Origin of the sequence: Streptomyces sp. SDT5-1, assembly GCF_052245995.1 — a bacterium.
Classification (GTDB): domain Bacteria; phylum Actinomycetota; class Actinomycetes; order Streptomycetales; family Streptomycetaceae; genus Streptomyces.
Window position 1 is genome coordinate 4,874,079 of the sequence record NZ_CM125963.1, and the last position, 21,491, is coordinate 4,895,569.

The window sequence follows — 21,491 nt, forward strand, 5'->3', positions numbered from 1 at the left end:
GTATGTGGCACCGGACGCGCGCGGGGAGCGTCAGATGATGCGCTCCTCCGCGTCGAACTGGTCGACCGGCGCGTCCTCGCACGCCGCGACCGGGCCGCCGAGCACATTGCCGCCGACGCCCTGCGGGGCCGGGACCGCGCAGCGCAGGTCCGCGTTGACGAGCGGGGAGCCGTACGAGTTGAGGATGCCGCCCGGGTCGCCGCCGATCGCGGTGTCGCCGTTCGCGGTACCGAACTGCGAGACGCCCGTCCCGCCGGTGGTCTCGCCCGACGGGGCGGTGGAGCCCGTCCCGGTCTCGTCGTAGCCGTCGTAACCGTCGTAGCCACCGGACACCGTGTCCGGGGCGTCGCCGTATCCGTCTCCGTAGCCGGTGGCGGACGCGACGCCCGACGCGCCGACGGTCGCGGCGACAGCGGCCGAGGCGAGCGCGGCGCCGGCCAGAACCTTGCGGATCATGAATTCTCCAAGCGTGGGGGGATGGACAGCAGGAGCATGCACGCCGTCTCCCCGGCGCCGCGTAAACCACAAGCGGAACATCACATCAAACCAACCGAATAGATCAATGTTCGGTTCTCGGGGTGTTCTCGCAGGTCACAGCGGTGCTGGAGGGATTTGGAATTCCTCTTTTATTACTTTTCCGGAATCATTGATCTGTTTGGTTGGATTGATGGGATCTACCGCCTGTAAGCCGTGTTCGAAGCCGTCGGAACGTGCAAGCTCCTGCTGTCCACCCCCCCACATGCTTGGAGCGATCATGATCCGCAAGGTTCTGTCCGGTGCCGCGCTCGCGTCGGCCGCCGTCGCCGCCACCGTCGGTGCGACGGGTGTCGCGTCCGCGGCGTCCGGCCCGCAGGCCGAGACGATGACCAACGCCCACGACGCGAACGAGGCCGGCCGCGCCGCCGCCTTCGGTGACACGACCAGCGGGACGGGCGTCTCGCAGTTCGGTACGTCCAACGGCGACGTCGCCATCGGCGGCGACCCGGGCGGCGTCCTGAACACCTACGGCGCCCCGCTCGTCAACGCCGACCTGCGCTGCGCGGTCCCCGCCGCCCAGGGCGTCGGCGGCAACGTGCTCGGTGGCCCGGTCGCCGCCTGCAACGACGCGCCGGTCGACCAGTTCGACGCCCCCGAGCGGATCCTCTGAGCCCAGCGCCTCCGGCCCTACCCCTTTCGACCGGAGCGCGGGGCACGGCCAGGCCCCCGTGATGATGCGTGTTCCTCCTTGCGCGGATCGTCACGGGGGCCTCGCCATGCCGTGACAAGAGGCGCGCTGCGTACGCTGAACCGGGTAGAACGTGCGAGGGAAAGGCGGCTGGGGTGGGCGGTGGCGCGCAGTCCGGGGCGGTGCGGCAGAAGAGGATGCCGAGGGCCGAGCGGGAACGGCAGATGCTGGACGCCGCTGTGCGGGTGTTCGGGAAGCGGGGCTACCGCGCCGCGTCGATGGACGAGATCGCGGAGCTCGCGGGCGTCTCCAAGCCCCTGGTGTATCTGTATCTGAACTCCAAGGAAGACCTGTTCAGCGCCTGCATCCGGCGCGAGGCGAAGGCGCTCGTCGACGCCGTCCGCGCGGGCGTGCGCACCGGTGTCGCCGCCGACCGGCAGCTCTGGGAGGGCCTGACCGCCTTCTTCACGCACACCGCGGAGCGCCCCGACGGCTGGGCGGTGCTGCACAGCCAGGCACGCTCGGGCGGTGACCCGTTCGTCTCCGAGGTCGTCGCGATGCGCGAGGAGATCGTGGCGTTCGTGACGCACCTGATCGTGGAGGCCGCCCGCGAGGCGCACGACAACCCGGAGCTGGCCGATCGCGAGGTCGCGGGCCTCGCCCAGGCCCTCGTCGGCGCCGCGGAGGCGCTGGCCGGCTGGGCGAACGCCGACGCGTCCGTGTCGGCGAAGGAGGCCGCCGCGACGATGATGAACTTCGCCTGGTCGGGACTCGGCAACCTGATGGCAGGAGAACGCTGGTCGGCCCGCTAGCCGCTCACTCCGCCAGCCCGTGCACCTCGCCGGTGAGGTGGGTGCGGGCGCCGTCCGCCGAACGCAGTTCGAAGGCCGGGCCCTCGGCCGCGTAGACCACCTCGCCCGGCAGCAGCACCGGCGCCTTGAACGCGGCCTGTACGTGGACGGGCCCGTGCGCCCTGTACTCCGCCAGGCCGCGCGCCACCGTCCACATGCCGTGCGCGATGGCGCGCGGAAAGCCGAAGAGGCGGGCCGTGAGCGGGTGCAGATGGATCGGGTTGCGGTCGCCCGACGCGGCGGCGTAGCGGCGTCCGAGATCCTCGCCGAGCCGCCAGCGGGCCACCTCGGGAAGCGGCCGCGCGGGCTCCTCCTCCGGCCGGGGCGGCGCGGGCGTCGTCCGGTGCCGGGCGAGATACGTGCTGGTGGACTGCCAGACCGGCGCGTCGTCGGCGCGCAGCTCGGTGACCACGACGGCCTCCGTGCCCCGCCTGTGCGGCTGCAACTCCTTCACGTGTACGCCCAGTTCGTACGCCTCCGTGGGCGCCAGGTCGCGCTGCTGGGTGATCGCGATCGACGTGTGCACGAGGCCCAGCAGCGGCAGCGGGAACGCCCGCTCCGACATCAGCCGCATCGCCAGCGGGAACCCGAGCACGTGCGGATACGTGACGGGCAGCTCCGGCCGCCCGGTCGCGAACCCGCAGGCCCGCTCGTAGGCGGCGAGATGCCCCTGCGCGACACGGAGCCCGGCCACGACGAGCCGCTCGTCGGAGACCGGCGCGTCCCGCCGGGCCCGCTTGAAGGGCGACAGCACGGCACCCCGCAGCATCAGCGGCAACAGCGAGGGGACCTCGTCGAGTTCAACGGTACGAGTCATGGTGACGTCCTCATGAGGTGTGTGAGTTCTTGAGCCCCGCCGGCGATTGAGGCGCGGGGTCCGGGGCGGAGCCCCGCGACCGTCGGAACGGACCACCGGTCACATGGGCCCGGCAGCCCCCGGAGGGTCACGCCCCCAGGAGGGACTGCCCGCACACCCGCACCACCTGCCCGTTCACCGCCCCCGACCCCGGCGACGCGAACCACGCCGTCGTCTCCGCCACGTCCACCGGAAGGCCGCCCTGCGCAAGGGAGTTCATGCGCCGCCCGGCCTCCCGGATGAACAGCGGCACGGCCGCCGTCATCTTCGTCTCGATGAACCCCGGCGCCACCGCGTTGACGGTCACCCCGTGCTCCGCCGCGGCCCGCGGCGCAAGCGACCGCACGAGCCCGACGATCCCCGCCTTGCTCGCCGCGTAGTTGGTCTGCCCGGCGTTCCCCGCGATCCCGGCGATGGACGCGGTCGCCACGATCGAACCGCCGCGCCGCACGGCCCCCGCCGCGAGCAGCGCGTCGGTCGTCCGCAGCACGCTCGCGAGGTTGACGTCGAGCACCGAACTCCACCGCTCGGCGGGCATGTTGGCGAGCCGCCGGTCGCGGGTGATGCCGGCATTGTGGACGAGCACGTCGAGCCCGTCGGGCACGAACGCGGCGATCCGCTCACCCGCGTCGTCCGCCGTGATGTCCAGCGGCAGCGCCCGCCCGCCGAGCCGCTCCGCGACCTTCGTCAGATCGGCCTCCGCGGCCGGCACGTCGAGGAGGACGACATCGGCGCCGTCCCGTACGAGGGTCTCGGCGACGGCCTCGCCGATGCCGCGGGCGGCGCCGGTGATCAGCGCCGTGCGCCCGGCGAGCGGCCGCTCCCAGTCGTCGGGCGCGGCGGCCACCCCTTCGCCCGCGCCGCCGACCTGGACCACCTGCCCGCTCACGTACGCCGACTTGGGGGAGAGCAGGAACCGCAGGGTCGACTCCGCGTCGGCGACGGGCCCGGCGACGCGCACGAGGTTGACCGTGCGGCCGCGCCCGATCTCCTTGCCGAGGGAGCGCACAAACCCTTCGAGGCCCTGCTGGACGGCCGCCTGGTGGTGGTCGTCGGCCGAGGGCGGCGCGCCGAGCACCACGACGCGCCCGCCCGCGGCGAGGGAGCGGACGACCGGGTGCAGGGCGGCGTGCACCTCGGCGAGCGAGTCGAGGCCGGTGACGCCGGTGGCGTCGACGACGGCCGCGACGGGCCGCGCGTCGGCGGACGCGGAGCTCACGACGTCGAGCCCGGTCCCGGCGAGCACCTTGCCCAACGCGTCGGCGTGCGCGGACTCGCCCGCCGTGAGGTGCAGCAACTGCCCCTCGAACCGGGGGTGTTCGGCGCCCCAGCGGCGCAGGGGCGCGGGCTGCGGCAGGCCGAGCCGGCGGGTCAGGAAGCGGCCCGGGGCCGTGCCGGTGAAGTTCAGATAGCGGTCGGCCATTGTCCAGCTCCCAGCTCGGTCGTAAATTTACTAGAGAGTAAGGTTACTCAATGGTCAGAACTTGTCGATAGCTCAGGAGCTGCCGGACATGGCGCGAACCCCGAAGGGCCCTGCCGCCCCCGCCGCAGGAGCCCCCCTCGTAGGAAAGGCCCCGCGCCGCGTCGCGGTCGTGGCGGGCAGCCGCATCCCCTTCGCGCGCTCCGACGGCCCGTACGCGACCGCCTCCAACCAGGAGATGCTGACCGCCGCGCTCGACGGACTCGTGGGCCGCGCGAAGCTCCACGAGCCGGGCGCCGTCGGCGAGTTCGTGGCGGGCGCCGTGCTCAAGCACAGCCGGGACTTCAACCTCGCGCGCGAGACCGTGCTCGGTTCGATGCTGGACGCGCGCACCCCCGCGTACGACATCCAGCAGGCCTGCGGCACCGGCCTCCAGGCCGTGATCGCCGCCGCCAACAAGATCGCCCTCGGCCAGACCGAGAGCGCGATCGCGGGCGGCTCCGACACCGCGAGCGACGCGCCGCTCGGCGTCAACGACCGCCTCCGCAAGATCCTCCTCGAGGCCCGCCGGGCGAAGTCCACGGGCGCCCGGATCAAGGCACTCTCCAAGGTCAGGCCCGGCCATCTGGTCCCCGACATCCCGCGCAACGCCGAGCCGCGCACCCATCTGTCGATGGGCGAGCACGCCGCGATCACCGCCCGCGCGTGGGGCGTCACGCGCGAGGCCCAGGACGAACTGGCCGCGACCAGCCACCAGCGCCTCGCGGCGGCGTACGAGCGCGGCCTCCTCGACGACCTCGTCGTGCCCTACCGGGGGCTCGAGCGCGACCAGAACCTGCGCCCCGGGTCGACCGTCGAGAAACTCGCCACGCTCAAGCCGGTGTTCGGCACCAAGGACCCCGACGCGACGATGACGGCGGGCAACTCGACGCCGCTCACCGACGGCGCGGCGGTGGTGCTGCTCGCGAGCGAGGAGTGGGCGACCGAGCGCGGCCTCGAACCGCTGGCGTACCTGACCGCGTACGAGACGGCGGCGGTCGACTTCGTGGACGGCGACGTCAAGGGCGGCGAGGGCGACGGGCTGCTGATGGCTCCCGCGTACGCGGTGCCGCGGATGCTGGAGCGGGCCGGTCTCGGCATCGAGGACTTCGACCTGGTCGAGGTGCACGAGGCGTTCGCCTCCCAGGTCCTCGCCACGCTCGGCGCGTGGGAGAAGGCGGGCCTCGCGCCGGTCGACAGGGACCGCCTCAACGTGGCCGGTTCCTCGCTCGCGACCGGCCACCCGTTCGCGGCGACGGGCGCGCGCATCGTGGCGACGCTGGCGAAGCTGCTGGCCGAGCGGGGCGGTCCCGGCCGCGGCCTGATCTCGATCTGCGCGGCGGGCGGCCAGGGCGTCACTGCGATCCTCGAACGGCCCTAGCCGTCGGGCGGGCTCAGGGCGAGGAGGCCGGGTCCAGCTTCAGCAGCGCCTCCTCGTCCGGTGACCCCGCGGGGGCCTGGTAGACGACCATGCGCTGGCCACCCGTACGCGCCAGCTGCATCACCTCGAAGGTGAGCGTCATCGCGCCCACCTTCGGATGGTCGAACGACTTCGTGCCACCGCTGCGCTCGCACACGTCGTACCGGTTCCAGATCCGGGCGAAGTCCGGTGACTTCAGCAGGAGTTCACCGACGAGCGCGGCCATTCGGGGATCGTCCGCGTCGGTGCCGCCGATCGCCCGCAGGTGCGCCACCGACGCGGTCACCGTCTCCTCCCACGGCACGTACAGCTCCCGGCCCACCGGGTGCAGGAAGAGATAGCGGGTGATGTTGCGCTGCTCGGCGGGCAGGTCCCACAGGCCGGGCAGCAGGCGCCGGCCCGCCGGGTTCGCGGCCAGCACATAGTTGAAGCGGCTGACCACGTACGCGGGCAGCGGGCGCAGCGCCTCCAGCATCCTGAGCACCGAATCGCGCACGGTGTCGTCGGTGGTGGGGCGGGGCTCGGTCTGCCGGCCGGAGGCCATCTCGGCGAGGTCGTGCAGCCGCTCGTGGGCGTCGCCGCGCAGCCGCAGCGCGTGCGCGAGCGCGTCGATCACGGCGGGAGACGGGTTGGTCTCGCGGCCCCGCTCCAGGCGCGTGTAGTAGTCGACGCTCACCCCGGCGAGCGTCGCCAGTTCCTCGCGGCGCAGGCCCGGCGTGCGCCGCAGCCCCGTGCCCGCGGGCAGGCCCGCTTCGGCCGGCGTCACCTGCTCCCTGCGGGCCCGCAGATAGCGGCCCAGTTCCGTGGTCTCTGCCATACGTGCATTGTCCACGGTCGTCGAGCCCGTTGGGGGGCCGTGTCAGGACCAGGAACGCGGCACCCCGGTGGAGCGCGGCCTGCCACCTTTCGCGCGGCGGCCGCAGAGTTGACCTCGCTGCGGGTGGCCGGCAGGCCGCAAGGGCCCAGGGAGTGCGTGTCACAGGTCCGCGGCCCGCCGTCTGCCGCCCACCCGCACAGCGGACACCACGCTCAGGAGGACACCGTGACCACCGCCGCCCCAGGCCCCCGCACCCGTACGCGACCCGTACGCGAGGACTCCGCCGCCGCACCCGGCCGCACCACCACCGGTACCACCACCCGCGGCACCGCCGCGCTGCTGGCCGCGCTGCTCGGCTTCGCCGTGATCACCATCGACGTGTCGGCCGTGAACATCGCGCTGCCCGGCATCCGCGCCGACCTGCACAGCGGCATGACCGGACTGCAATGGGTGGCGGACGCGTACACGCTGATGTTCGCAGGGCTGATGCTGTCGGCCGGGGCGCTCTCCGACCGCACCGGCGCCCGCCGCGCCTACGTCCTCGGCACGGCCCTCTTCACCCTGGCCTCCCTCGCCTGCGCCCTCGCGCCCGGGCTCGGCGCGCTGATCGTGGCGCGCGTCGTCCAGGGCGGGGCGGCGGCGGTCCTGATGCCGGCGTCGCTCGCGCTGATCCGCGAGGCGTACGACGACGCGCGGCGGCGGGCGCGGGCGATCGCGCTGTGGACGGTCGGCGGTTCGGTGGCGATGGCGGCGGGGCCGGTGCTCGGCGGCGTCCTCACCGAACACGTCGGCTGGCGCGCGGTGTTCTTCCTCAACCTGCCCGTCGGCGCGGCGATCCTGGCCCTCCTGACGAAGGTCGCCCCGTCCCCGCGCCGCCCCGCGCCCCTCGACGTCCCCGGCCAGATCACGGCGGTCCTCACCCTCGCGGGCCTCACCTTCGCGGTGATCGAGGGCGGCGGCGCGGGCCTCGCGGCGCTCGCCGTGGCGGTCGTCTCCGCGCTCACCTTCTACGTCACGGAGAAGCGCCACCGTGCCCCGATGGTCCCGCTGACCATGCTCCGCGACCGCACGGTCTCGGTCTCCCTCGCGGTCGGCTTCGCCATCAACGTCGGCTTCTACGGGGTGGTGTTCCTGCTCGGCCTGTACCTCCAGCAACTGCGGGGCATGACGGCGACGACGGCGGGCCTCGTCTTCGTACCGCTGGCCGTCCTGATCACCGGCACGAACCTCGTCTCGCCCCGTGTCGCCGAACGCTTCGGCCGCCGCCCGGTCGTCGTCATCGGCCAACTGGTCCTGTCCCTGGCGATGTTCGCCCTGCTCCCGCTGACCGCCGACACCCCGATGTGGCTGCTCGTGCTGCTCTTGGTGCCCACCGGGCTCGGCGGCGCGTTCGCCATCCCGGCGGTGACGGCGATGCTGATGGACGCGGTCCCCGGCCCCCGCGTCGGCACGGCCTCCGGCCTCCTCAACGCCCTCCGCCAAACGGGCGGCGCACTGGCGGTGGCCCTCTTCGGCACGCTCCTGTCGGACCACGGCGGCGGCACGTTCTCCCTGCCGGGAATGCGGGTGAGCCTGACGGTGGCAGGGGCCCTGCTCCTGGCCACAGCCCTCTTGAGCGCGACCTTCCTGCCGAACAAGCGAAACCCGAGCTGACACCGGGCCCGGGCCGGGGCCCTGTGCGGTGGCCGGCGGCGAGGGCCCGGTTATTGAAGCCCCGCCGGCGATTGAGGCGCGGGGGCCGGGGCGGAGCCCCGTGGCGTCGGCGTCGGTGCGGCGGATTCGATTCGTTGGGGCGGTCGGGCGGTGTGGGCCGTTCATGGGAGCCCCTGCGGCGATTGAGCAGCGGGGCCCGGGGCAGGGCCCCGTGGCGTCATCCCCGGTGCGGCGAAACCAGACCCGTCGGCGATGAGGCGCGGAGCCCCGCGGCGTCACCCCCGGTGGGCCGCACCGATACGCCGACCGCCGCGCGCATAGCGGCCCGGGGGCACCCCGACCACCCGCTTGAAGCACCGCGTCAGATGCGCCTGGTCGTAGAAGCCGCACGCCTCCGCCACCTCCACCGGCGCCACCCCGCCCAGCAACAGCCCCCGCGCCCGATCGACGCGTAACGACATCAGGTACTGGTGCGGAGCGATCCCGTACGCCGCACCGAACGACCGCACCAGATGCGCGGGATGCGCGTGCACGAGCCCCGCCGCCTCCTTCAGCCCGACCCCCTCCGCGACCCGCGCGTCGAGCAGCTCCCGCAGCGACGCGGCGAGCCGCCGGTCGGGCGCCGGCTTCCGGGCGTCGGCGAGCGCGGGCCGCAACCGCTCCCGCAGCCGTTCCCCGACGAGGGCCAGCCGCGCCGCGGCCTCCAGCTCGTCGCCCGGCTGCCCGAGTGCGGCGTGCAGCTGCCCGATCCGCCGCCGCAGCAGCGGATCGACGAGGTCGGGCCGGTCCACGGCCGCCCCGATGAACGAGGCGTCGAGCGGCCCCTCGCCCGCCGCGTCCAGGTACAGGACCCGCTTGCGGAACCCCTCCGGCGTGGCGGCCTGCCCGTTGTGCGGAACCTGCGGCGGCAGCAGCGAGACGGTGCCGAGCGGCGTGCCGTGCTCGTGCCGCTCCAGGTCGTACCGGACGGCGCCCTCGTCGACGATCAGCAGCGTCCACGTGTCGTGCACGTGCATCGGATAGGCGTGCCGCGTGAAGTGGGCGTGGAAGACCTCCGTGACGCCCGGTACGCGGGGCCGCCACGCGGTGATCTGTTCGCCTCCGGTGGGCATGCAAAAAACGTACAAGACCAGCCGTAAGGGCGGACGGCAGTCTCAAGGCATGAGCACCGAGACCACCACCGCCACCCCGCCACCCGTCCGCTTCGACACCAAGATCGCCGTACTGCTCCGGGACGACCTGGAGACCTGGCAGCGCCTGAACGTGACGGCGTTCCTCGTCAGTGGTCTCGGCACCCAGCAGCCCGAGGTGATCGGCGAACCGTACGAGGACGCGGACGCCACCCCGTACCTGCCGATGTTCCGCCAGCCCGTCCTGGTGTTCGAGGGCGACAAGGCCCTCCTGAAGACCGCCCACGAGCGGGCGCTGCGCCGGGCCGTACCGCGCGCGATCTTCACGTCGGACCTGTTCGCGACGGGCAACGACACCGACAACAGGGCCGCCGTCCGCGCCGTCGCCACCGCGGAACTCGACCTGGTCGGCCTCGCGGTGCACGGCCCCCGCAACGCCGTCGACAAGATCCTCAAGGGCGCCCGTATGCACCCGTAGTGCACGGGCCCCACAGAAAGCGTGGCCGATACACAAAATGGCCAATGCATGAAATTGCCGCCACGTGCGGAAAACGTGTGCCGAATACACGTGGCGGAGAAAGGCAGGAGCCCCGCCGCCGAAAGGCGCGGGGCTCCTTGGGTACTGCGCTAGGTTCCGGATCGGGTCACGGCATCCACCGTGCGATCGCGAAGGACTTAGAGAGCGGTGACATTCTCCGCCTGCGGGCCCTTCGGGCCCTGCGTGACGTCGAAGGACACGGCCTGGTTCTCCTCGAGGGAGCGGAAGCCGTTCGCGTTGATCGCGGAGTAGTGGACGAAGACGTCGGGGCCGCCGCCTTCCTGGGCGATGAAGCCAAAGCCCTTTTCAGCGTTGAACCACTTAACGGTTCCGGTAGCCATAAGCCCTCCCATGGGCCAAAGGGTTGCCCTGCTCCAGAACCTGCAAATGCGCTTTCGAACAACTGCATAAGTCTGAAAATGACGAGAGCCCGCGGTCACATGCTCCGCAGGCTCTGTACTGCAAGGGAAACCAAACTGCAACTTGCGGCGAGCCTAGCACGCGGGCAGCCGAAAGCGATAGAGGTCAAGATCACGTCACCCACAGGTTTGACGAGAGCTCGTGGAGGGTTGACCGGCGCCGTGCCGGACCCGGGATCCTGCACCGTACCCCATGGGGTTTAGTCTCGCGATGTGGACAATTCTCCCGAGACCCTGAAGGCCGCGCGGCGCACTCGTCCGCGAGTGGGCCACATCCAGTTCCTGAACTGCATGCCTCTGTACTGGGGACTTGCCAGGACGGGCTCGCTCCTGGACTTCGAGCTGACGAAGGACACGCCGGAGAAGTTGAGCGAGCAACTGGTGAACGGTGACCTCGACATCGGTCCGATCACCCTCGTCGAATTCCTCAAGGCGGCCGACGACCTCGTCGCCTTTCCCGACCTCGCCGTGGGCTGCGACGGCCCCGTGATGTCCTGCGTGATCGTCTCGCAGGTCCCCCTCGACCGGCTCGACGGCCGCCGGGTGGCCCTCGGGTCCACCTCCCGTACGTCGGTCAGGCTGGCGCAGCTGCTGCTGGCCGAGCGCTTCGGCGTACAGCCGGACTACTACACGTGCCCGCCGGACCTCGGCCTGATGATGCAGGACGCCGAGGCGGCCGTGCTCATCGGCGACGCGGCGCTGCGGGCCAATCTGCACGATGCCCCGCGGCTCGGCCTCCAGGTCCACGACCTGGGCGCGCTGTGGAAGGAGTGGACGGGCCTCCCGTTCGTCTTCGCGGTGTGGGCGGCGCGCAAGGACTACGTGGAGCGCGAGCCGGAGATCACCCGGAAGGTCCACGAGGCGTTCCTGGCCTCGCGCGACCTGTCCCTGGAGGAGGTCGCCAAGGTCTCCGAGCAGGCGGCCCGCTGGGAGGTCTTCGACGAGAGGATCCTCGAGGAGTACTTCACGACGCTCGACTTCCGCTTCGGCCCCGATCAGCTGGAGGGCGTCACGGAGTTCGCGCGCCGGGTCGGTCCCACGACGGGATTTCCCGCGGATGTCCGGGTCGAGCTGCTGACCCCCTGAATTCACCCCGGTTGCCCGGCGTCACGGGATTCCCGCCGCTTTCGTACGGGAATTCCGCGACGCCCGGGTGAATTCCGCATGAAAACGCGGTGATTCGACGCGATCCGCGGCCCCGGCCCGCAGGGTGTTCGGGGCCCGGCCCGCGGGGCGTTCCGGGCCGTGTGCGCGGGCGATGTGCGGGGCTACGCTGCTGGGGCGTGCGTGCACATTGGGGGAGGTCCGCATCATGCAGCCGCTTCAGACCGGCGAACCCACCGCGGTGGGGCCCTACCGGTTGCTCGGCCGGATCGGCTCGGGCGGCATGGGCCGCGTCTACCTGGGCCGCAGCGCGGGCGGCCGCACGGTCGCCGTGAAGGTCGTCCACCCGCACTTCGCGCTCGACGACGAGTTCAGGGCCCGCTTCCGGCGCGAGGTGCAGGCCGCCCGCCGCGTCGGCGGCACCTGGACCGCCCCCGTGCTCGACGCCGACCCGGACGCCGACGTGCCGTGGGTGGCCACCGGATACGTCGCGGGCCCCTCCCTCACCCAGGCCGCCGCCACGAGCGGGGGCCTGCCCGAGCACTCGGTACGGGTCCTGGGCGCGGGGCTCGCCGAGGCGCTCACGGCGGTGCACGGCCTCGGCCTCGTCCACCGCGACGTCAAACCCTCGAACGTGCTGCTCACGCTCGACGGGCCGCGGCTCATCGACTTCGGGATCGCGCGCGCCACCGACGGCACGGCCTCCCTCACCTCCACCGGCGTCTCCATCGGCTCGCCCGGCTACATGTCGCCCGAGCAGATCCTCGGCAAGGGCGTCACGGGCGCCGCCGACGTCTTCTCCCTTGGCGCGGTCCTGGTGTTCGCGGCGGTGGGGGAGTCGCCCTTCCCCGGCGACTCGTCGGCCGCGCTGCTCTACAAGGTCGTCCACGAGGAGCCCGACCTCGGCTCGCTCACCGGCGAGCTGCGCGCGGTCGCCGCGGCCTGCCTCGCGAAGGACCCGGCCGCCCGGCCCGCCCCCGAGGAGGTCGCGCGGCGGCTCGCGCCGGAGGGCGCGGCAGCGCTCGTGCGGGCGGGTTGGCTGCCGGGGCCGCTGGTCGAGGAGGTCTCGCGCGGCGCGGTGCGGCTGCTCGACCTGGAGGGAGCTCCCGAGCAGGAGCCGGCGGGCGCCGCCGGTGTCCCGCACTCCGGGCCGATGGACTTCAGCAGCCCCGCCGTCACCGGGAGTTCGGCCCCCGCCGGCGTCTTCGGCCCGCCCGATCCGTCGTACGGGGAGGTGCCCACGCCTCGTACGGAAGGGGCGCCCACTGCGGCGCCGACTGACGCACCCAAGGAGGACGCCGCGCCGGGCCGGCTCTCCGTGTCCGTGTCGGCGACCTCGACCCGCGACGCCCCGAGCGGCCGGGGCCGCCGCGTCAGCTGCACGGTCGCGCTCGCCGTGGCGGGCTCGTTCGCCGCGGTCACCGTCGGCGGAGTCGTCATGTTCACCCTCATGTCGGGCGGCGAAGAGGGCGGCGGCGCCCAGAGCGACAGCGCCCGCCCGCCGGCCGCCGCGCGGACCGTGCCCGACTTCTACGTCGGCCACTGGAAGGGCCCCGTGAAACAGGCGGGCCTGGACGGCGGCACCTTCCGCGTCGACCTGAAGCAGGCCGACGTCGGCAAGCAGGTCGGCACGGTGCACTCCACGGACCCGCTGGGCCTCCTGAGGTGCGTCGACGTCCTGACCCTGAAGTCCGCGAACGGCAAGGTGCTGGTCGCCGACGGCAAGGCGTCCCCCGACAACCCCGGCGCCTGCGCGAAGGGCGCCCACACCGTGCGGCTCACCAAGGACGGCAAGGGCCTCACCTATACGTCCGTCTACCCGGACGCGGGCGACCCGGTGGCCCACCTCAAGCGCATGGAGAACTAGGACGTGGGCGTCTCATCCCTGCTCATCGTCCTGGTCGCCGCCCTGTGGGGCGCACTCGCCGGGGCGCTGCTGCCCCGGCCCGCGTACCGGCTCTCCGTCGAACCGGGGGAGGAGTGGCGGTCCGCGCGCGGCTGGCTGGGCGCGTCGCCCGGGCCGCGGGCGGCCGGGCCCGCCGCCGTCACCGCGGGGACCTGCGCGCTGCTCGCCGCGGCCACCGGCTCCCGTCCCGAACTCGCCGTCTGGCTGCTGCTCGCGCCGCTCGGCGTGCTCCTCGCCACCGTCGACTTCGCGGTGCACCGGCTCCCCGACGTGCTCACGCTGCCGCTCGCGCTGCTCGCCGTGCTCGGCCTCGGCGGGGCGGCGCTGCTGCCCGAGGCCGGCGGATCCTGGCCCGGAAGCCTGTGGGGCGCCCTGGGGATGGGCGGCTTCTACCTGCTCCTGCTCCTCGCCTATCCGAAGGGCATGGGCTTCGGCGACGTGAAGCTCGCGGTGGGGCTCGGCGCGGCGCTCGGCTGGTACGGCTGGGGCGTGCTGTTCCTGGGCGTGTTCGCCGGGGTGCTCCTCAACGGCCTGTACGCCCTGGTGCTCGTGGTCGCGCGGCGGGCGGGCCGCAAGAGCGAGATCCCGTTCGGCCCCTTCATGATTCTGGGCGCCCTCGCGGGGGTTCTGCTGGGTGGCCTGGGGGCCTGACGTACGCTGAGATTTCAGCTCAGACTCGTCGAGATTCCAGCTCGGACTCGTCAGAATCCTCCGAAAGGGGCTCGCCCGGTGACCGAGAAGGCCGCGCTTCAGTCCGTCCTCGACCGCGCCGCCGCCGGTGGGCGGGTCACCCCGGAGGAGGCCGTCGCCCTGTACCGCGACGCCCCGCTGCACGCGCTCGGCGCCGCCGCCGACGCGATCCGCCGCCGCAAGTACGCGGGCATCGAGCACATCGCGACGTACATCATCGAGCGGAACATCAACTACACGAACGTGTGCGTCACGGCGTGCAAGTTCTGTGCCTTCTACGCGGCCCCCAAGGACACCAAGAAGGGCTGGTCCCGCGACCTCGACGACATCCTGCGGCGCTGCCAGGAGACCGTCGAGCTGGGCGGCACGCAGATCATGTTCCAGGGCGGGCACCACCCCGACTACGGCGTCGAGTACTACGAGAAGCACTTCGGGGCCATCAAGAAGGAGTTCCCGCAGCTCGTCATCCACAGCCTCGGCGCCTCCGAGGTCGAGCACATGGCCCGCATCTCCAAGGTGTCGGTCGAGGAGGCGATCCAGCGCATCCACGCCGCGGGCCTCGACTCCTTCGCGGGAGCCGGCGCGGAGCTGCTGCCCGAGCGCCCCCGCAAGGCCATCGCGCCCCTCAAGGAGTCCGGCGAGCGCTGGCTGGAGATCATGGAGACGGCCCACAACCTGGGCGTCGAGTCCACGTCGACCATGCTGATGGGCACCGGCGAGACCAACGCCGAGCGCATCGAGCACCTGCGCATGATCCGCGACGTACAGGACCGCACGGGCGGCTTCCGCGCGTTCATCCCGTACACGTACCAGCCGGAGAACAACCACCTGAAGGGCCGCACGCAGGCGACGCTCTTCGAGTACCTGCGGATGATCGCGATCGCCCGGATCTTCCTGGACAACGTCCAGCACATCCAGGGCTCCTGGCTGACCACCGGCAAGGAGGTCGGCCAGCTCTCCCTGCACTACGGCGCCGACGACCTCGGCTCGATCATGCTGGAGGAGAACGTGGTCTCCTCGGCCGGTGCCAAGCACCGCTCCAACCGCATGGAGATCATCGAGCTGATCCGCAAGGCGGGCCGCGTCCCCGCGCAGCGCGCCACGACGTACGAGCACCTCGTCGTGCACGACGACCCGGCGAACGACCCCGTCGACGACCGCGTCACCTCGCACATCTCGTCGACCGCGATCGACGGCGGGACGGCTCACCCCGAGCTGAAGCTCGTCTCCACCAACTGAGCCCGTCTTGGCGACCCTTCACGTCACCGAGGCCGACGGTTCGGCCGTCCTCGTCGAGGGCGAGACGATCACGGCGCTCGGCCCGTACGAGGAGCTGACCGACGCGCACCCGCAGGCGCGGGTGCGCCGCTGGCCCGGCATCCTCACCCCGGGCCTCCTCAACCCGTACGGTCCCGAGATCCTCGAGCACACGTACCACCCGGACCCCCGGGAGGCGGACACGTACGGCACCGCTCCGATCGGCGGCGAGCGCGCGCGGGAGATCTTCCGCGCGGACCCGTCGCGGCTCGGCGCGAGCGCGCGGCGCGGGGTGCAGCGGCTGTTCGCGCACGGGACGGTGGCGCTCGCGGGCGAGCTCCGCGCCAAGGCGGTCCTCGACGTGGCGCAGCGGTCGGGGCTGGTCTTCGCCGCCCGGCCCGAGGGGCTGCCGGGGCCGGTGTCGCTCTCCCCGAAGCCCCTGGTCCTGCTCCCCGCTCTCACGGTGTCCGGACCGGCCCGCTTCGCGGTGTTCGACGTGGCGGACCGCGCCGAACTGGTGGCCAAGGGCGCGTCGACGTGCGTGGCGACGGTGGTCGGTGGGCGGCTGGTGTACCGGGGGCGTTGACCCGCGGCGCGGCGAATCGTGCCCCTGCGGCGATGGAGCTGCGGGGCCGGGTGCCAGAATGACCACGTGACCCGTGCATCCCTGGACAAGCAGCCCCACGAAGTCGCCTCGATGTTCGACGACGTGGCGGAGAAGTACGACCTCACCAACGACGTGCTGTCCCTGGGACAGGCCCGGCTGTGGCGCAAGGAGGTCGCCAAGGCCGTCGACGCCCGCCCCGCGCAGAAGATCCTCGACCTCGCGGCCGGCACCGCCACGTCCTCGCAGCCCTTCGTCCAGGCCGGCGCCTACGTCGTGCCCTGCGACTTCTCCCTCGGCATGCTCCGTGTGGGCAAGCAGCGCCACCCCTGGATGCCGTTCACCGCGGGCGACGGCACGAAACTGCCGTTCAAGGACGACACGTTCGACGCCGTCACCATCTCCTTCGGCCTGCGCAACATCCAGGACACCGCGCAGGCGCTGCGCGAGCTGCACCGCGTCACGAAGCCCGGCGGCCGCGTCGTCATCTGCGAGTTCAGCCACCCGACGTGGGCCCCGTTCCGCACCGTCTACACCGAGTACCTGATGCGCGCCCTGCCGCCGGTCGCCCGCGCGGTGTCCTCCAACCCGGACGCGTACGTCTATCTCGCCGAGTCGATCCGCGCCTGGCCGACGCAGTCCGAGCTGGCCGCGAAGCTCCAGGACGCCGGCTGGCAGCGCGTGGCGTGGCGGAACCTCACCGGCGGCATCGTCACGCTGCACCGCGGCTACAAGAAGGCGTGACCTCCGGGCGCCTCAACCCCGCCTGAGCGCGAGCGAGTCCGGCCACCCGGGCTCGTCCAGCTCCCGCCGCATGCCACCGCCCCGCGGCCCCGGCGTCCGCGGCACCCGCACGCCCGCGCCGCCGCCACCCTCGCCCGCGCCGAAGTCGAACCACACGGTGACGACGGCGTCCTTGGGCACCAGGACGCCGGGCAGCGGGTACTGGCGCACCACGTACTCCACCGCCACCCGGTCGAAGTCGTCCCGGTCGGCCGCCGCGATCAGCACCCCGTGCTCGTGCGCCGACTGCCGCGCGTCGACCGCCATCAGGCCGACGAGCTTCGGCACGGGCACGTCGGGCGGTTCGCCGTCCGGCGTCATGGGCGTCTTGGGTGTCTTCACCACAGATGTCACCCCCAGGAGGTACCGGAAGGGTAGCCCCCGGGATGTGGTGTCCGGAAGGTCCGGGTCGGCGCTCCGCGGCGGGCCCCGCGCCCCGGTCAGAACTCCAGACGGAAGCAGTGCCCCTGCCGCCCCGTGGGCGTCACGAACGTCTCGGCCAGCTCCATGCCGAGGCGCCGCGTCACCGCGATCGACCGCTCGTTGCGCGAGTCGACCATCGCGACGACGGAGGGGACTCCGGCGGCCCTGACCCGCTCGATCGTCACCTGCCCGGCCACCGTCGCGTACCCCTTGCCCCAGTACGCGCGCCCGAGCCGCCAGCCGATCTCTATCTCGCCGACCGGGCCCCAGGGCCGCGGCCAGGGCTGCGCGCCCGTGAACCCGATGACGTCCCCCGCCCCGTCGGTCATCGTCCACAGGCAGAACCCGAGCTCCGCCTCGTGCCTGCGCTGCCGCGCGGTCAGCTCGTCGTACACGGAGAGCTCCGCCGACGCGCCTCCGTGGAACTCCATGACGTCCGGGTCGTCGAACACCCGGTGCCAGGCCAGCGCGTCCTCATGGGTGGGGACGCGGAGATCCACTGCGGGCAGAACTCGACTCATGGGCTGGCCCTTCGGCTGAGTGATCGGTACCGCTGAATAGACTGCCCATGTCCGTGCCGGACGGCACACCGTTTTCGAGCCTGGGGAGAACCCGCCGTGACCGAGCAGCCCAAGCCCCTCTCCGAGCACAGCGCGGACGTGATCGTCGTCGGGGCCGGACCAGCCGGTTCGACGACCGCCTACTACCTCGCCAAGGCCGGCCTCGACGTCCTCCTTCTGGAGAAGACGGCGTTCCCGCGCGAGAAGGTCTGCGGCGACGGTCTCACCCCGCGCGCCACCAAGCAGCTCGTCTCCATGGGCATCGACATCTCCGAGGAGGCCGGCTGGCTGCGCAACAAGGGGCTGCGCATCATCGGCGGCGGCGTCCGCCTCCAGCTCGACTGGCCCGAGCTCGCCTCGTACCCGGACTACGGGCTCGTTCGCAAGCGCGACGACTTCGACGAGCAGCTCGCCCGGCAGGCGCAGAAGGCGGGCGCCCGCCTGTACGAGCGCTGCAATGTCGGCGCCCCGATCATCGACGAGCGCACCGGCCGCATCACCGGCGTGCACGCGAAGCTCGGCGAGGAGAAGACCCCGGTCACCTTCCACGCCCCGCTCGTGGTCGCCGCCGACGGCAACTCCACCCGCCTCTCCCTCGCGATGGGCCTGCACCGCCGCGAGGACCGCCCGATGGGCGTCGCCGTCCGCACGTACTTCACATCGCCCCGGCACGACGACGACTACCTGGAGTCGTGGCTGGAGCTGTGGGACAGGCGCGGCGCCGAGGACCGCCTGCTGCCCGGCTACGGCTGGGTGTTCGGCATGGGCGACGGCACGTCCAACGTCGGCCTCGGCATCCTCAACTCGTCGAAGGCCTTCCGCGAGTTGGACTGGCGCGAGGTGCTGAAGGCCTGGTGCGCCTCGATGCCCGAGGACTGGGGCTTCACGCCGGACAACATGACGATGCCGATCCGCGGCGCCGCCCTCCCGATGGCCTTCAACCGCCAGCCGCACTACACCAAGGGCCTGCTCCTGGTCGGTGACGCGGGCGGCCTGGTCAATCCGTTCAACGGCGAGGGCATCGCGTACGCCATGGAGTCCGGCCAGATCGCGGCCGACGTCATCGTGCAGGCCCACGCGCGCGCGGGCGACGCCCAGCGCGAACTGGCCCTGCAGCGCTACCCGAAGGTCCTCAAGGACACCTACGGCGGCTACTACACGATGGGCCGCGCCTTCGTGAAGCTCATCGGCAACCCGAAGGTCATGAAGATCGCGACGCAGCGCGGTCTGACCCACCCGATGCTGATGAAGTTCACGCTGAAGATGCTCGCGAACCTGACGGACCCGACCGGCGGCGACGCGATGGACCGTGTCATCAACGGGCTGAGCAAGGTCGCCCCGAAGGCCTGACCCGGACCCGCTTCCCGGTGCTTCCGCCCGGCCCCGACTTTGCCGGGCCGGGCGGCTCGGGGGAGGGTGGATCCATGATTTTCATCGCCGTGAAGTTCACCGTCCGCCCCGAGTACGCAGACTCGTGGCTGGAGAAGACCGCCGCGTTCACCGCGGCCACCCGCGCCGAGGAGGGCAACCTCTTCTTCGACTGGTCCCGCAGCGTCGAGGACCCCAACCAGTTCGTGCTCCTCGAGGGCTTCCGGGACGGCGACGCGGGCGCCGTCCACGTCGGCTCGGACCACTTCAAGGCCGGCCTCGAGACCATGAAGCCGCTCATCGCCTCCACCCCGGAGATCATCAACGCCGACATCCCGAACACGGGCTGGGGCGAAATGGGCGAACTGGCCCAGTAGTCCGGATTCCGTACACGCCGAAGGCCGCCGCACCCCGTGGAGGGGAGCGGCGGCCTTCGGCGTATGCCACTGTTTGTCGCCTTCGTCCCTCAGGGGGCGTCAGGCGGCCGTGTGCGGCCCTCAGTCGGCCGCGGAGCCCCGGAGGGCCCTGAGGTTCACAGAAACCTCGCAGAACGCTCGGGGAGCGCTCAGAGCACGCGCACCGCGCCGGTCGGCTGGTCGTAGGAGAGCGGCTTCTCGACGACACCGGTCGAGGAGTTCTGCGCGCCCACGAAGTTGCCACCGCCCACGTAGATCGCCACGTGGTAGGCGCTGCCCGCGCTGCCCCAGTAGAGGATGTCGCCGGGCTGCAGGTTGTCGAGGCCGACCTGGGTGCCCTGCGTCGACTGGTCCTGCGAGACGCGCGGCAGGTCGACACCGGCCTGCTTGTACGCGGCCTGGACCAGGCCCGAGCAGTCCCAGGAGCTGGGGCCCGTGCCACCGGACACGTAGGCGTCACCGATGTGCGACTTCACGAACGACACGATGGCGGCGGCGGAACCGCTGGCCGGCGCGGGGGCCTCGGAGGAGGAGGTCGACGCGGCGGTGGACGCCAGGGTGGTGCGCTCGCTGGAGCGGGAGGCGGCGGCCTTCTCGGCGGCCTCACGCTTCGCCTTGGCCTCAGCCTTGGCCTTGGCTTCGGCCTTCGCCTTCGCCTCGGCCTTCTTCTCGGCGGCGACCTGGTCCTTCTTCGCCTGGTCCGCGGCCTTGTCGAACGCGGCGTCGCGCTCGGCCTGGATCTGGTAGTTCGCCGCGGCCTGCTGGGTGGCGTCCGCGGACTGGGCGACCTGGGAGGAGAGGTCGGCGGTGAGCGTGGGCATCTCGATGGTCTGCGTCACCGGCTCGGCGGCGTTGGCCGAACCAGCCGCACCAGCGACTGCCAGGGTGCTGAGGACGCCACCGGTAACTCCGGCGCGCAGGGCCATCTTCGAGGCGCTGCGACGGGGCTTCCGGTGGCTGGGTATGTGAGCGGTGTGGGACATGAGACCAACCGGTATCAGGGCCTCCCCGATCCCTTCAAGAAACGTGTGGTGCGCCACAGTTGTGGAGCGGGCGGCCGAAACCGGGGCCGCACAGGCTTTATTGACGCCGTAACGGGCAATTTGGACAGCCCTCGACGAGGCCCTGAGCATGGGTTTTCAGCAATACGCCCGAATTGCCCGGCGCCTACCACCCGTTGAGGCCGTTGGCCAAGCCCGGTTTCTGACGGTGTGACTGATGCGTGACGCAGGTCACAAGTGGACCCCTAGGGGGTGCGGTGCACACCCGGCGAACACATCTCGCGTCCACTCCCGTTCACATATCTCCCTCCAAGGTGTGAACGGCGTCCACTATCAGCCAGGCGTGTCCAGCGCCAATTTGCTTGCAGTGTCCACGCCTTGATAGTGCGTGCACCCCTCCGACCAGCGGTAACCGGCCGAGTTGTCACCTCTGGTGATCACTCAGGTGCTTCGCGTGTGAAGATCACCGCTCATCCGACTTCATGATCCTTCGTCAGGTGGTGGAGATCACAAAGTAGTTGGCGCACCCCGTGTCGCAGATCACAGAGTTGCAGGCATAGGATGCGGGGCAAGTTGGGCTTGTGACCCGCTTCACATGTAAGCGATCTTCGACCGTTCGCGGATGTGGGGGGAGGGGCCGCGAGCTCGTGCAACCGCCAGCAGTCAGCGCCGACTGAGAGGAGCGAGGAGCGGTGAACGCCTATGCGCCCATCCTCGTACTGGGAGCCCTCGGGGCAGGCTTTGCGATCTTCTCCGTGGTCATGGCCACGCTTATCGGTCCAAAGCGGTACAACCGGGCCAAGCTCGAAGCGTACGAGTGCGGCATCGAGCCCACCCCCACGCCGGCCGGCGGCGGGCGCTTCCCCATCAAGTACTACCTGACGGCGATGCTCTTCATCGTCTTCGACATCGAGATCGTCTTCCTCTACCCCTGGGCCGTCACCTTCGACGCCCTGGGGGTGTTCGGGCTCGTAGAGATGCTGCTCTTCGTGCTCACCGTCTTCGTCGCGTACGCGTACGTATGGCGGCGCGGCGGCCTGGAATGGGACTGAACCCCGTATAGGGGAGACC

The 21,491-nt window shown here is 71.8% G+C and carries 24 protein-coding genes; 14 read left to right on the top strand and 10 right to left on the bottom strand.

Going from position 1 to position 21,491, the window contains the following annotated elements:
* Positions 1 to 30 precede the first annotated feature (30 nt).
* Both ACTWJ8_RS22530 and ACTWJ8_RS22535 read right to left on the bottom strand, forming a co-directional pair.
* A complete protein-coding gene (locus ACTWJ8_RS22530) occupies positions 31 to 456 on the bottom strand; it encodes a hypothetical protein (RefSeq protein WP_356375171.1) in 426 nt (141 codons plus the stop codon).
* A 135-nt stretch (positions 457 to 591) separates the two neighbouring features.
* The gene (locus tag ACTWJ8_RS22535; protein ID WP_443260125.1) at positions 592 to 756 is read right to left on the bottom strand and encodes a hypothetical protein; all 165 of its coding nucleotides are present in this window, start codon (positions 754 to 756) and stop codon (positions 592 to 594) included.
* On the opposite strand from ACTWJ8_RS22535, the gene ACTWJ8_RS22540 reads away from it, so the two are divergent.
* Entirely contained in the window at positions 755 to 1,147 is a 393-nt protein-coding gene (locus ACTWJ8_RS22540; protein ID WP_356375168.1) for a hypothetical protein, read from the top strand. The two genes, ACTWJ8_RS22535 and ACTWJ8_RS22540, sit on opposite strands and share 2 nt — an antisense overlap.
* Before the next feature lie 242 nt (positions 1,148 to 1,389).
* Entirely contained in the window at positions 1,390 to 1,977 is a 588-nt protein-coding gene (locus tag ACTWJ8_RS22545; RefSeq protein ID WP_443260126.1) for a TetR/AcrR family transcriptional regulator, read from the top strand.
* A 4-nt stretch (positions 1,978 to 1,981) separates the two neighbouring features.
* On the opposite strand, the gene ACTWJ8_RS22550 is transcribed toward ACTWJ8_RS22545, so the two are convergent.
* Both ACTWJ8_RS22550 and ACTWJ8_RS22555 read right to left on the bottom strand, forming a co-directional pair.
* Positions 1,982 to 2,833, bottom strand: coding sequence for a MaoC family dehydratase (locus ACTWJ8_RS22550; RefSeq protein ID WP_443260127.1), 852 nt, complete (start codon positions 2,831 to 2,833; stop codon positions 1,982 to 1,984).
* 127 nt (positions 2,834 to 2,960) lie between these two features.
* Positions 2,961 to 4,295 (bottom strand): 3-oxoacyl-ACP reductase, encoded by a 1,335-nt coding sequence (locus tag ACTWJ8_RS22555; RefSeq protein ID WP_443260128.1) that lies wholly within the window; start codon positions 4,293 to 4,295, stop codon positions 2,961 to 2,963.
* Between the two features lie 88 nt (positions 4,296 to 4,383).
* On the opposite strand from ACTWJ8_RS22555, the gene ACTWJ8_RS22560 reads away from it, so the two are divergent.
* Positions 4,384 to 5,712 (top strand): acetyl-CoA C-acetyltransferase, encoded by a 1,329-nt coding sequence (locus tag ACTWJ8_RS22560; protein ID WP_443260129.1) that lies wholly within the window; start codon positions 4,384 to 4,386, stop codon positions 5,710 to 5,712.
* Between the two features lie 13 nt (positions 5,713 to 5,725).
* On the opposite strand, the gene ACTWJ8_RS22565 is transcribed toward ACTWJ8_RS22560, so the two are convergent.
* On the bottom strand, positions 5,726 to 6,568 hold the full coding sequence (locus tag ACTWJ8_RS22565; RefSeq protein ID WP_356375154.1) for a helix-turn-helix transcriptional regulator: 843 nt from the start codon (positions 6,566 to 6,568) through the stop codon (positions 5,726 to 5,728).
* A gap of 225 nt (positions 6,569 to 6,793) precedes the next feature.
* Between ACTWJ8_RS22565 and ACTWJ8_RS22570 the strand changes: the two genes are divergently transcribed.
* Complete coding sequence (locus ACTWJ8_RS22570) at positions 6,794 to 8,221, top strand: MFS transporter (RefSeq protein ID WP_443260130.1); 1,428 nt, start codon at positions 6,794 to 6,796, stop codon at positions 8,219 to 8,221.
* A gap of 275 nt (positions 8,222 to 8,496) precedes the next feature.
* On the opposite strand, the gene ACTWJ8_RS22575 is transcribed toward ACTWJ8_RS22570, so the two are convergent.
* A complete protein-coding gene (locus ACTWJ8_RS22575) occupies positions 8,497 to 9,333 on the bottom strand; it encodes a helix-turn-helix domain-containing protein (RefSeq protein WP_356375148.1) in 837 nt (278 codons plus the stop codon).
* A gap of 49 nt (positions 9,334 to 9,382) precedes the next feature.
* Here ACTWJ8_RS22575 and ACTWJ8_RS22580 point away from each other — a divergent pair, with 49 nt between their 5' ends.
* Positions 9,383 to 9,829, top strand: coding sequence for a DUF2000 domain-containing protein (locus ACTWJ8_RS22580; protein ID WP_356375145.1), 447 nt, complete (start codon positions 9,383 to 9,385; stop codon positions 9,827 to 9,829).
* Positions 9,830 to 10,026: 197 nt separating this feature from the next.
* On the opposite strand, the gene ACTWJ8_RS22585 is transcribed toward ACTWJ8_RS22580, so the two are convergent.
* A complete protein-coding gene (locus ACTWJ8_RS22585; protein ID WP_093718378.1) occupies positions 10,027 to 10,230 on the bottom strand; it encodes a cold-shock protein in 204 nt (67 codons plus the stop codon).
* A gap of 312 nt (positions 10,231 to 10,542) precedes the next feature.
* On the opposite strand from ACTWJ8_RS22585, the gene ACTWJ8_RS22590 reads away from it, so the two are divergent.
* From ACTWJ8_RS22590 to ACTWJ8_RS22615, 6 genes are all read left to right on the top strand, one after another.
* A complete protein-coding gene (locus tag ACTWJ8_RS22590; RefSeq protein ID WP_356375951.1) occupies positions 10,543 to 11,394 on the top strand; it encodes a menaquinone biosynthetic enzyme MqnA/MqnD family protein in 852 nt (283 codons plus the stop codon).
* Positions 11,395 to 11,620: 226 nt separating this feature from the next.
* The gene (locus tag ACTWJ8_RS22595) at positions 11,621 to 13,279 is read left to right on the top strand and encodes a protein kinase domain-containing protein (RefSeq protein WP_443260131.1); all 1,659 of its coding nucleotides are present in this window, start codon (positions 11,621 to 11,623) and stop codon (positions 13,277 to 13,279) included.
* A 3-nt stretch (positions 13,280 to 13,282) separates the two neighbouring features.
* Complete coding sequence (locus ACTWJ8_RS22600; RefSeq protein WP_443260132.1) at positions 13,283 to 13,969, top strand: prepilin peptidase; 687 nt, start codon at positions 13,283 to 13,285, stop codon at positions 13,967 to 13,969.
* A 78-nt stretch (positions 13,970 to 14,047) separates the two neighbouring features.
* Positions 14,048 to 15,247, top strand: coding sequence for a cyclic dehypoxanthinyl futalosine synthase (mqnC, locus tag ACTWJ8_RS22605; protein WP_356375135.1), 1,200 nt, complete (start codon positions 14,048 to 14,050; stop codon positions 15,245 to 15,247).
* 7 nt (positions 15,248 to 15,254) lie between these two features.
* Positions 15,255 to 15,851, top strand: coding sequence for an imidazolonepropionase-like domain-containing protein (locus ACTWJ8_RS22610; RefSeq protein ID WP_356375132.1), 597 nt, complete (start codon positions 15,255 to 15,257; stop codon positions 15,849 to 15,851).
* 66 nt (positions 15,852 to 15,917) lie between these two features.
* A complete protein-coding gene (locus tag ACTWJ8_RS22615) occupies positions 15,918 to 16,613 on the top strand; it encodes a demethylmenaquinone methyltransferase (protein WP_356375129.1) in 696 nt (231 codons plus the stop codon).
* A gap of 12 nt (positions 16,614 to 16,625) precedes the next feature.
* Here ACTWJ8_RS22615 and ACTWJ8_RS22620 read toward each other — a convergent pair whose 3' ends face one another.
* The gene (locus ACTWJ8_RS22620; protein WP_356375948.1) at positions 16,626 to 16,973 is read right to left on the bottom strand and encodes a PASTA domain-containing protein; all 348 of its coding nucleotides are present in this window, start codon (positions 16,971 to 16,973) and stop codon (positions 16,626 to 16,628) included.
* A 119-nt stretch (positions 16,974 to 17,092) separates the two neighbouring features.
* Positions 17,093 to 17,596, bottom strand: coding sequence for a GNAT family N-acetyltransferase (locus ACTWJ8_RS22625; RefSeq protein ID WP_356375126.1), 504 nt, complete (start codon positions 17,594 to 17,596; stop codon positions 17,093 to 17,095).
* Between the two features lie 96 nt (positions 17,597 to 17,692).
* Between ACTWJ8_RS22625 and ACTWJ8_RS22630 the strand changes: the two genes are divergently transcribed.
* Positions 17,693 to 18,985, top strand: coding sequence for a geranylgeranyl reductase family protein (locus ACTWJ8_RS22630; protein WP_356375124.1), 1,293 nt, complete (start codon positions 17,693 to 17,695; stop codon positions 18,983 to 18,985).
* A gap of 74 nt (positions 18,986 to 19,059) precedes the next feature.
* Complete coding sequence (locus ACTWJ8_RS22635; RefSeq protein WP_356375121.1) at positions 19,060 to 19,380, top strand: putative quinol monooxygenase; 321 nt, start codon at positions 19,060 to 19,062, stop codon at positions 19,378 to 19,380.
* Between the two features lie 188 nt (positions 19,381 to 19,568).
* Here ACTWJ8_RS22635 and ACTWJ8_RS22640 read toward each other — a convergent pair whose 3' ends face one another.
* Complete coding sequence (locus ACTWJ8_RS22640; RefSeq protein ID WP_356375118.1) at positions 19,569 to 20,402, bottom strand: C40 family peptidase; 834 nt, start codon at positions 20,400 to 20,402, stop codon at positions 19,569 to 19,571.
* Positions 20,403 to 21,112: 710 nt separating this feature from the next.
* On the opposite strand from ACTWJ8_RS22640, the gene ACTWJ8_RS22645 reads away from it, so the two are divergent.
* Positions 21,113 to 21,472 (top strand): NADH-quinone oxidoreductase subunit A, encoded by a 360-nt coding sequence (locus ACTWJ8_RS22645; RefSeq protein WP_007383963.1) that lies wholly within the window; start codon positions 21,113 to 21,115, stop codon positions 21,470 to 21,472.
* Positions 21,473 to 21,491 lie beyond the last annotated feature (19 nt).

What these genes read in the sequence shown, in the direction of transcription:
- ACTWJ8_RS22595 (WP_443260131.1), top strand. Translation starts at nt 11,621, where the DNA reads ATGCAGCCGCTTCAGACCGGCGAACCCACCGCGGTGGGGCCCTACCGG.
- ACTWJ8_RS22550 (WP_443260127.1), bottom strand. Translation starts at nt 2,833, where the DNA reads ATGACTCGTACCGTTGAACTCGACGAGGTCCCCTCGCTGTTGCCGCTG.
- ACTWJ8_RS22560 (WP_443260129.1), top strand. Translation starts at nt 4,384, where the DNA reads ATGGCGCGAACCCCGAAGGGCCCTGCCGCCCCCGCCGCAGGAGCCCCC.
- ACTWJ8_RS22535 (WP_443260125.1), bottom strand. Translation starts at nt 756, where the DNA reads ATGATCGCTCCAAGCATGTGGGGGGGTGGACAGCAGGAGCTTGCACGT.
- ACTWJ8_RS22565 (WP_356375154.1), bottom strand. Translation starts at nt 6,568, where the DNA reads ATGGCAGAGACCACGGAACTGGGCCGCTATCTGCGGGCCCGCAGGGAG.
- ACTWJ8_RS22545 (WP_443260126.1), top strand. Translation starts at nt 1,390, where the DNA reads ATGCTGGACGCCGCTGTGCGGGTGTTCGGGAAGCGGGGCTACCGCGCC.
- ACTWJ8_RS22530 (WP_356375171.1), bottom strand. Translation starts at nt 456, where the DNA reads ATGATCCGCAAGGTTCTGGCCGGCGCCGCGCTCGCCTCGGCCGCTGTC.
- ACTWJ8_RS22575 (WP_356375148.1), bottom strand. Translation starts at nt 9,333, where the DNA reads ATGCCCACCGGAGGCGAACAGATCACCGCGTGGCGGCCCCGCGTACCG.
- ACTWJ8_RS22540 (WP_356375168.1), top strand. Translation starts at nt 755, where the DNA reads ATGATCCGCAAGGTTCTGTCCGGTGCCGCGCTCGCGTCGGCCGCCGTC.
- ACTWJ8_RS22555 (WP_443260128.1), bottom strand. Translation starts at nt 4,295, where the DNA reads ATGGCCGACCGCTATCTGAACTTCACCGGCACGGCCCCGGGCCGCTTC.
- ACTWJ8_RS22580 (WP_356375145.1), top strand. Translation starts at nt 9,383, where the DNA reads ATGAGCACCGAGACCACCACCGCCACCCCGCCACCCGTCCGCTTCGAC.
- ACTWJ8_RS22620 (WP_356375948.1), bottom strand. Translation starts at nt 16,973, where the DNA reads ATGACGCCGGACGGCGAACCGCCCGACGTGCCCGTGCCGAAGCTCGTC.
- ACTWJ8_RS22585 (WP_093718378.1), bottom strand. Translation starts at nt 10,230, where the DNA reads ATGGCTACCGGAACCGTTAAGTGGTTCAACGCTGAAAAGGGCTTTGGC.
- ACTWJ8_RS22640 (WP_356375118.1), bottom strand. Translation starts at nt 20,402, where the DNA reads ATGTCCCACACCGCTCACATACCCAGCCACCGGAAGCCCCGTCGCAGC.
- ACTWJ8_RS22635 (WP_356375121.1), top strand. Translation starts at nt 19,060, where the DNA reads ATGATTTTCATCGCCGTGAAGTTCACCGTCCGCCCCGAGTACGCAGAC.
- ACTWJ8_RS22625 (WP_356375126.1), bottom strand. Translation starts at nt 17,596, where the DNA reads ATGAGTCGAGTTCTGCCCGCAGTGGATCTCCGCGTCCCCACCCATGAG.